This window comes from Mycobacterium sp. GA-1841 (assembly GCF_001954135.1).
Taxonomy (GTDB): domain Bacteria; phylum Actinomycetota; class Actinomycetes; order Mycobacteriales; family Mycobacteriaceae; genus Mycobacterium.
This window is the reverse complement of record NZ_MBEQ01000097.1, coordinates 1-8,239: the sequence shown is the minus strand read 5'-3', so window position 1 is coordinate 8,239 and position 8,239 is coordinate 1. Positions and strand designations below refer to the sequence as shown.

Sequence of the window (8,239 nt, the reverse complement as noted above, 5' to 3'; positions counted from 1 at the left end):
CCCATCAACTACGAGCGCGCCCTGACTGTCACCCTGGAAGCAAGCTAACCGCGTCCACTTTTTCTGGGGAACCTCAGATTTATTCCGGAGATCGGCCAAGTTGTTGGCAACTCGCCGAAGTGCCGCTGAGCAACTTGCGTAGCCGTCTGAAATCGGTCAATCCTATGACCGCCGCACATTTCGTACGCTGCAAGTCATGCGCCCGCTGAATCTCCATAGGGTTGATCTCAACCTGCTTCCAGGCCTTGTCGCGCTGCTCGACGAAAGGCACGTCTCTCGCGCCGCGGAGCGGGTGGGAATCAGTCAACCTGCAATGAGCTGGCCATCGTCGCGGGTGATCCGTTCACCGATTCGCTGGTGGGTCCGTCCAGCATCGTCTGGGCAGGGCGCCGGGTGACTACGGACGGGTCGCTTACGTCACCACTGACGGTGGACATGCCAAGCCTCCCGTCGATGGAATCGTGCGACCGGCGCAAGTGGTGCGTCTTACCCGCCCGGCGGGTGTGGCTTGATCACGGTAGCGACGCCGGCGGGTTAACCCGCTCTCGTCACTTCCGTCAACAGAATTCGAACTTTACATCCCACCTGGGGGCGTAGTTGAAGGTATTCCAGGTAAGCCTGAACGCGCCTCCAAGCGCGGGATTGGCGTCGATCACCTGCCCGGCGCCTTCCTTGGCCGGGGTGAAGTTCTCCCACTTGATCGATCGGAAGTCTGCGGGATCGTCTGGCGTACACCTGGTCTGGAAATCGATGTATGCACTACGTACAGCGGTTTCAGCGCTGGATTGGTCACCCGGATCCGCATATGCCGGTGCGGAAGTGAAAATGGCCATTGCTGTGGCCAGGACGGCAAGAGTGGTTTTCATGGCGACATCTACCTTCGCGTCACATTCCCCAGCATTCCAACGTCAGCGTAAGTCCGCCGCGGCAATGTCAAGCGCGTTTTGACCGCGTCGGGTCGGATATTGAGTGCAGGTCGAATTCGTTGAAGGGGAGTCCATCGAGTAGCCGACCTTGAACGTCACTGAATCCCGGTCGGCCGGCAGCCACTCGTATCTTGTACTGGTAACCCGCGCTATATTCGATTCCGCTGTATTCCATCCCAATCGAGCGGCGCACCAACATCGGAACAGCCTCGCCGGGCTCAGCTGTAGCGCGCCACAAGCGCCTCGCCAATCGAGGCGAGGTGGTCGCGCACCCCCCGCGGGCCGACGACTTCGAGCCATTCGGTGAGCCAGGCAATTTCGCCTGCGAGGGCGTGCTCGTCGCGTCCGCGGATCACGACCTCGATGCGGCCGTCGGGGGTGGCACCGCCAACTTCGAGGCGGCCCCCGAGTGTCATCCGGAGCAGGCCGAGCCCGTCGGGAGCGCACAGGGCGTGGGCCTCGAGGGGAGTGCGCCTTCGATCGACCTCGTCGGCGATCTCGCGCCAGCTCTCGGCAAGGTCGAATCCCTGAGGTCGTTGGACGGGGTCGTCGGTGAACTCGACCGAGGAGACACGGTCGATCCGGAAGGTGCGTCGACCGGTCTCCGTGTTGGCGATGAGGTACCACGTCGGCCTCTTGGCGACGATGCCCAGTGGATGCACGGTCCGTTCGGTCTCCGCGCCCTTGCGGTCGACGTAGCCGAGCCGCACCTGGACCCCGCGGATCACCGCGTCTTGAAGTTCGTCGAGAAACCGGGGTAGTCGAGGCTCGGGATGGCCGGATCCCCAGTGTCGTGGGTCTACGACGATTGATGTCCAGGCCACCTCGGCCTGCTCCCGGAAAGGCTCGGGCAGCGCGCGTACAAGTTTGCGCAGAGCGGACTTCACACTCGGGGTTGCCGTCGAGGCGGGTCCGGCTACCAGAAACAGCGCGCGAGCCTCGCTCGCGGTCAGCCCGGACAGGTCGGTGCGAGCGCCGCCCAAGAGGCGCCACCCGCCTCCTCGGCCTGGCATGGCGTACACGGGCACCCCGGCGCTGCTCAACGCCTCGAGGTTGCGGCGAGCGGTGCGCTCGGATACCTCCAACTCCAGGGCGACCTCCGTTGCGGTGACCTGCTTGCGCTGTTGCAGCAGGAGCAGCAGGGCGACTAGCCGGTCGGCTCGCATACGACCACATTTCCACATCAAACTGGCCACAAGGTGACCGGTTTAGGTCGGCACACTGGCGCCATGATCACATCGACCAGTTCCACCACGGGCCACCGCAACGATCCCCGGCCAATCCTCGACCGTGCCCTCGCCACTGGCGGGGTCATCATGGCCGGCGTCCAGCCAGAGCAACTCACGGATCCGACGCCGTGCACCGACATGGATGTGCGAGCACTGCTCGCACATCTCATCGGCGTGCTCGACCGAGTTGCCGCGCTCGGCAACGGCGAAGATCCCTTGGCGGTCACCGATACCCCTGTCGCCGACGATCGCTGGGTCGATGCGTGGCGGAAGTCGGGGAGGCGAGCCACGGACGCCTGGCGCGACGACGCCGTGCTCGAACGACCCATGGCGCTGCCGTGGATCGAAGGCAGCGGTGCCATGGTCCTGGCGTCCTACTTCTCCGAGCTGACCGTCCACACGTGGGACCTTGCGACGGCGACCGGTCAGCAGCCCGACTGGGACGACACGGTCGTCGCCGCGGCGTTCGACGGGGCACGCCAGATCCTCCCGGCCGAGAACCGCCGAGCTCTCTACGAGGAGATCTCGGCCGCGAGGGGCCTCGAAGTGGTCGCCGTCCCGTTCGCCGAGGCCGTCCCGATCTGCGACAACGCGCCCGTCATCGACCGCCTTGTCGCCTGGAATGGCCGGGATCCGCTCCGCCGATCCTGACGGTACGGACGGATGTGGCGCGACGCCGCGGAGTCAGACGTTCACTGCAATGGCTCGGGCGTGAAGGTGACATCGACTCCGCCTACGGTCATCGTCACCTGACCTTCGATCACCATCACCTGCGCCGAAACTCGTCGATCGACAGTCTGGGCCAGTTGCTGCACCGGTCCGTGCGGTATCTGTACCACCGACAGGTTCGCCAGCCCCGCGACTTTGGGGCCGACGGCGCGCCACCAGGTGGCCACGCCGGCGGCAAACGGGAACAGCAGCACCTGGTCGGCCTGGCTGGCGGCCTTGCCCAAGACGCGTTCGTCGGGCTGGCCGACGTTGATCCACTCCAGGATCCGGCCGGTGTAGTCGGCGAGCCGCAAGTCCGGTACGCCAGGGGTGGACAGGCCCGCCCCGAACGCCAACTCACCCTCGACGTCGCTGAGTCGGTGTACGCGCAGCCCAAACGCCAACAACCGCACCACCATCCGCTCATCGGTCTCACTGGGATGGCGGGCCACGGTCAGCGTGTGATCGGCATAGTAACCGTGGTCGACATCGGAGACGCCAAGTTCGACTTTGAACACTGTTGCAGAAAGGGCCACGTCATAGTGTGCATCCAGGTGTGGTGCGCCGAACCGTCGGGCCGCTTTGAGCGGTCAGGTCAGTTGAGCACTGGTGTCGGCGGGCGCAGTGTCAGGGACACGAGGCCCCGCGGTCGCGGCGGAGTCAAGGAAACGCCCGTCCTGTGTCACCACATAGGATCAACGCCCCGATCATTCCGCGATGCCCATTCAGATCGGATGCCGAAGGGATAGCCGCTGTTCGACATATAAGCTGAGAACGCCTGCTGTCTGGCAACAGCGCGAACACGATGGAGGAATACAGCGAGGTGAGTCAGGCATGGCATAGGGGCTCGCAATGGTAGCTGTTTCAGTGCTGGTGCTTTCAGGTAAGGGCGGTACCGCGAAAACGCTATGGCAGATGATGCTGGCGGGGGAGGCCTCGCGCTCCGGGATATCCGCGTTGTTAGTCGACGCAGACCCAGAGCGAAATCTTTCTAATCACTTTGGAGTGTCGCAGCATTCGACCGGCTTGGGTTCGGTGCTTCAGGATGCCGATATCAGTTTTTGGGGGAATCCCGACAAGGGAGCGAAGCGAATCGATGAGGAGATCATTGAAACCAGATGGCCCGGCATCGATTTGCTACCTGCGGGTGCTTCCTTAGGCCGTGTTGCGGGCTTCGGCGTATCGGACACAGGATTGTTGCGGGCCATCTTTGACGCTGCCGGCATCTTCGGCCGCTATGAGGTTGTCCTGATCGACACTGGCGGCCGCACTGGCTCTCTGGAAGCGCTGGCGATGCATCTAGGTGATGTTGCGTACGCACCGATCACTCCGACCCTTGATGCGGTACGCAAAGCCCGCGAGGCCCGCGACAGAGTTGAGCGTATCCAACGAACACATCCACTCCGGTGGGGTGGTGTGGTGTTATCCGGTTTCGACCGTAGAAACGGCATCGACCAGTCGATCAGGGACCGGGTGCAGACGGAATTTGGCGACGAGGTCCGTGCTGAAGTGCCACGGCGGGCCGTTGTCAATGAGGCCTTTCAACTCGGAAACCGACTCGGTGATTATTCCGACCCAACCGCGATGGGCCTAGCGCAAATCTTCCGAGATTTCCTGGAACGCGACCTGCTGGGTCGAAACACGAGCGGCCGATGACGCTAGCCAAATATGATGGGGGACAGAGGGATAACGAGCGTCGTAAGCCGCTTATGATGACTCATCTGACGAAAACAGCCCAGTCGGCTGGTGTCCCGGCATATTCGATCCTGGTGCATCCCCGGAGTTGCCAAGCGGCGAATCAGGTGGGTGGACAGGGGAGAGGTACTGACTGCCGACGCTGCCAACTATCCGGTGGTCACGCTCCGCGTTGTGAGGGTTCACGCGACGCTGCTGATAATCGCCATAACCAGCCCACCCAGGGTCAGCGCCCCAACCATCACTGCGGCGGCGATCGCCCGGCGCCGTCGGTGCCGGCGGGCGCTGTCGATCGCCACCGCGATGCAAGCGAGGATCAACGCTGAGTAGGCCGCCAGCGCGACCGTTACCGTCACTGTGGCCGTTGCGGCGGTGCTGGCCAGGGTCACGTTGTGCACCCCGTGAGCCTACGGCGCGAACGGAAGCACTCATACTCGACGAGATTGTCGACAAGCTCTACCTTCAGTTGCTCAGCGTTGCTTCGAGAGCCGCTCCTTCCCGGGTGGGAGCGGTTGGGCGCCAGCCCAAATGGGGAGTGTTGCGTCGGGCTCAGAACATTTCGAAGGAGCCCCACGATGATCAGCAACACAACGAACACATCTCTCGCAGCGGTGGCGAACTTTCCGCCGAACTACTTCCTCGAGAACATCGCGGTACGCAGCGATGGATCCATCCCGGTGACCGCCCTCAACCACAGTGAACTCTGGTACCTACACACGCCGACGAGCACCATCCCGGTCGAGCCGATCATCATCGCGACACTCGACGGGCTCACCATGGGCATCGTCGAGACCGAACCCGACATCTTCTATGTCGGAACGCTCGGCGATCCGGCGTTGTATCGCTTCGATTTTCGCGGGAGAACACCGGGTAGCGCGGTGCCGACCTCCCGTGTGCTGACCTTCGCTCCTGACAGCGCAGGACCGAACGGCTCATGCCTACTGGCCCCGAGTGCGCCTTGTTCTCGGGGATGAAACGGCGCCCAACGCGTAAGCCGGCAGGCAGGTCACCGCACGCGCCCGACGTGAACGACTTGCCGGCGACGATCCGTCGGAGCGTTGAGCAGATAGCAGCCTGGATTCAGTCACTGTCTTACGAAACGTCGTACACTTTGCTATGGCTGACACCATTACCTTCCGGCCGGACGAAGACACATCGAGAGCGCTGGAGGTCTTGACCAAAGATGGCACAGCGGTGTCCGCGGCCGTTCGATCTGCGCTTATCGACGCGGCACGGCGTAAGGCTGGCGCGGCGATTCGGGCCGAGGCGGAGCGGCTTGCCAGAGACGAGTCCGACCGAGCTGAGGCCATGCAGGTGCTACGCGATATGGAGACACTGCGTGCGTGGTGAGGTCTTTCGGTTGAGTGTCCCGCGGGGGAGTGGCGGCCACGAGCAGGCTGGGTCCCGATATGCCGTAGTCGTCCAATCAGATCAGCTGCCGCTGTCGACCTGGCTGGTTGCACCAACTTCCACGTCGGCTCGTGCCGCCAGCTTCCGGCCCGAGGTCGAAATCGGCGGCGTGAACACCCGGGTGCTTGCGGAGCAGGCCGCAGCGGTCGACCCGAGTCGGCTGGGCAAGAGCGTCGGGTTTCTGAGCTTCGACGAAATGCGCCGTGTAGATGCAGCTCTTCGCGTCGTCCTCGATCTATGAACGCTCGCCGCCGAATATTTCCGCTTCTCGCGTGCGAAACGGCGCGTTCCGAGTACGCTGCGTCGACGTCTCACCGGTGATACGCTGTGAACGTGGATGCAGTCACGGTGCGCGAACTGCGCAACAGTGGAGGAGATGTTCTGCGCCGTGTCGAGCATGGCGAGCGCATCGTCATCACTCGGGATGGGACACCTGTTGCTGAGCTACGGCCGCTGCCTCGTTCGAGCGCAGGACCTGCCGAACTGATTCGTCGCCGCAAGAATCTTCCGCCGGTCAACCCGGATGCCGTCCGGCGCGACATCGACAACCTCATCGACCCGTCGCTGTGAGGCAAACCCAGAGCCGGGGGATGCTGGATACCTCCACGGTGATCCTTTTGGGTCAGCTGTCTGACCCGGCCGAGCTTCCCGACGAATCGGTGATCAGCGCGATCACGCTGGCTGAGCTGTCCGTAGGTCCACACGTCGCCAACGACGATGCAGAGCGCAGTGCCCGGCAGCAGCACCTACAGCAGGCCGAGGCGGACTTCGACGTCCTACCGTTCGATGGAGATTGCGCCCGGGCGTTTGGAGCCGTAGCGGCGGCGCTGCGCGCGTCGGGTCGCAAGCCGGCTGCGCGTGCCTACGACGCACTTATCGCGGCCAGTGCAATCGCACATGGAGTGCCGCTGTACACGTGCAACCCCGCCGACTTCGCAGGAATCCCGCGCCTAGAACTACGGTCAGTCACACACCCGCATCACCGATAGGGGCGACTCTGGAAAAGCGTTGGGAAGCAACGCAATCTGCAGTGGTGTTACTGGTATCCCTGCCATATTATTTTTTGCCTTATTGCGCCATGTGCTGGTAGTGGCGTGGCCCGCTGACTAGGGCAGCGGCGTCGCATCGGTGCTGGGCAGTCCTGATGCGGCCGGTCCGTCGTGGTGCGGTGGCCGCTGGTTTGCTCACGGCTTCGGTCAATAGCGATTGTCGGTTGGAGGTCGACATCCGCGGATTTCACCTCGGCCGCATCCGGCATCTGGAGATCACCGGAGAGGTGTTTCCCGAACGCGATCCTGCGGTGCTCGACGCGGATCTGTCGCGCTGGCGCACTCGGCGGCTCGGGTGACAATCCCGAGCCGCAACCGCATGCATGTCGCGGTGCGTCATCTGCTGCGAACCGGATTTACCGATGGGTGAGAACCGTTGGGTGGCAGAGCGATATGCAGCGGCTTGGGAAGTGATTCATCTGATGAACATGGCGATGTTTAGTTGACATAATGTAGCTTATCGGTACATTAATGAGCTGGGCACGAACCGCTTTCCGGTCGGCGTACACTCGACCTCTTCGCCTTGGCTGCGGAGTTTGTTTGTAGGAGCATCTTTCATGCCCAACCATCATCCGTCTCGTTCATGGCGGGGCTGTGCAATGTGTAAACCGCACAAGCGCCGCGGCGCCGGCCGTGCCGCCAAGGATCCGGTCGCAGCCCGCCGGCGGCTGGGATTCGTGCGCAGGTATTCCGGTCGGTCAATCGGCGGTGATGGCTACTAGAGTCCTCTCGGCGGCACCTCTATAATTACGTCACTGTGACGAAAATCCGGAGGGTGGCGGTGCGCCTAACTTGATTGCCGTGCAGGCCTTTTCGGCGTTCACGAGGTTGTTTGGAGGTTTGTCGGTCGGCTCCGGCCTTGCGGCCGGTGATAACGTCCCCGGTGAATGCGAGGTGCTGTTCGGATGGTTCTTGGGCTGAGGCAGATTCGTTGGCGGGCTGCCGGATCGCTTCTGGCGGCGGCGATGGTGGTCGCCGGCTGCGGTACCGACGCGAGCCGACCCGTGGCGGATGATCCTGTGACGACGCTGCCGGTCCCGTCCAACATTCCGCCGTTTCCCATGCCCAGCGATATTCCAACTGTGCCCTTGCCAAGCGCTGTCCCCACCGTCCAGCTGCCGAGCGAGATCCCGCGGGAGCCACTTTGAGGTTCCCCAGAAAAAGTGGACGCGGTTAGCTTGCTTCCAGGGTGACAGTCAGGGCGCGCTCGTAGTTGATGGGT

At 63.0% G+C, this 8,239-nt stretch carries 12 protein-coding genes; 8 read left to right on the top strand and 4 right to left on the bottom strand.

Features of this window, described 5'->3' with window-relative positions; translation table 11 throughout:
* Positions 1-557: 557 nt before the first annotated feature.
* Positions 558-866, bottom strand: coding sequence for a hypothetical protein (locus A5740_RS22975; RefSeq protein WP_076197926.1), 309 nt, complete (start codon positions 864-866; stop codon positions 558-560).
* A 278-nt stretch (positions 867-1,144) separates the two neighbouring features.
* The gene (locus tag A5740_RS22970; protein ID WP_076197924.1) at positions 1,145-2,092 is read right to left on the bottom strand and encodes a YafY family protein; all 948 of its coding nucleotides are present in this window, start codon (positions 2,090-2,092) and stop codon (positions 1,145-1,147) included.
* 63 nt (positions 2,093-2,155) lie between these two features.
* Between A5740_RS22970 and A5740_RS22965 the strand changes: the two genes are divergently transcribed.
* On the top strand, positions 2,156-2,806 hold the full coding sequence (locus A5740_RS22965) for a TIGR03086 family metal-binding protein (protein WP_076197922.1): 651 nt from the start codon (positions 2,156-2,158) through the stop codon (positions 2,804-2,806).
* A 41-nt stretch (positions 2,807-2,847) separates the two neighbouring features.
* Here the strand turns inward: A5740_RS22965 and A5740_RS22960 are convergent, their stop codons facing one another.
* Entirely contained in the window at positions 2,848-3,399 is a 552-nt protein-coding gene (locus tag A5740_RS22960) for a YaeQ family protein (RefSeq protein ID WP_076197920.1), read from the bottom strand.
* A gap of 316 nt (positions 3,400-3,715) precedes the next feature.
* Here A5740_RS22960 and A5740_RS22955 point away from each other — a divergent pair, with 316 nt between their 5' ends.
* Entirely contained in the window at positions 3,716-4,519 is an 804-nt protein-coding gene (locus A5740_RS22955; protein WP_076197918.1) for a ParA family protein, read from the top strand.
* Between the two features lie 221 nt (positions 4,520-4,740).
* Here the strand turns inward: A5740_RS22955 and A5740_RS22950 are convergent, their stop codons facing one another.
* Positions 4,741-4,956 (bottom strand): hypothetical protein, encoded by a 216-nt coding sequence (locus A5740_RS22950; protein ID WP_076197916.1) that lies wholly within the window; start codon positions 4,954-4,956, stop codon positions 4,741-4,743.
* 177 nt (positions 4,957-5,133) lie between these two features.
* Here A5740_RS22950 and A5740_RS22945 point away from each other — a divergent pair, with 177 nt between their 5' ends.
* The 6 genes from A5740_RS22945 (at position 5,134) to A5740_RS29335 (ending at position 7,316) form a co-directional block, all read left to right on the top strand.
* Positions 5,134-5,532: a hypothetical protein gene (locus tag A5740_RS22945; protein ID WP_076197914.1), complete on the top strand. Its 399-nt coding sequence runs from the start codon at positions 5,134-5,136 to the stop codon at positions 5,530-5,532.
* A 142-nt stretch (positions 5,533-5,674) separates the two neighbouring features.
* On the top strand, positions 5,675-5,908 hold the full coding sequence (locus A5740_RS28955; protein ID WP_076197912.1) for a hypothetical protein: 234 nt from the start codon (positions 5,675-5,677) through the stop codon (positions 5,906-5,908).
* Complete coding sequence (locus tag A5740_RS22935; protein ID WP_076197910.1) at positions 5,898-6,209, top strand: type II toxin-antitoxin system PemK/MazF family toxin; 312 nt, start codon at positions 5,898-5,900, stop codon at positions 6,207-6,209. The genes A5740_RS28955 and A5740_RS22935 overlap by 11 nt, the downstream gene beginning before the upstream one ends.
* Positions 6,210-6,301: 92 nt before the next feature.
* Positions 6,302-6,538: a type II toxin-antitoxin system Phd/YefM family antitoxin gene (locus A5740_RS22930; protein ID WP_083654358.1), complete on the top strand. Its 237-nt coding sequence runs from the start codon at positions 6,302-6,304 to the stop codon at positions 6,536-6,538.
* A 20-nt stretch (positions 6,539-6,558) separates the two neighbouring features.
* Positions 6,559-6,957 carry a type II toxin-antitoxin system VapC family toxin gene (locus tag A5740_RS22925; RefSeq protein ID WP_076197928.1) on the top strand — a complete coding sequence of 133 codons (399 nt, stop codon included), beginning with the start codon at positions 6,559-6,561 and terminating at the stop codon, positions 6,955-6,957.
* A gap of 224 nt (positions 6,958-7,181) precedes the next feature.
* Positions 7,182-7,316: a hypothetical protein gene (locus tag A5740_RS29335; protein ID WP_256386381.1), complete on the top strand. Its 135-nt coding sequence runs from the start codon at positions 7,182-7,184 to the stop codon at positions 7,314-7,316.
* The last annotated feature ends 923 nt before the right edge of the window (positions 7,317-8,239 follow it).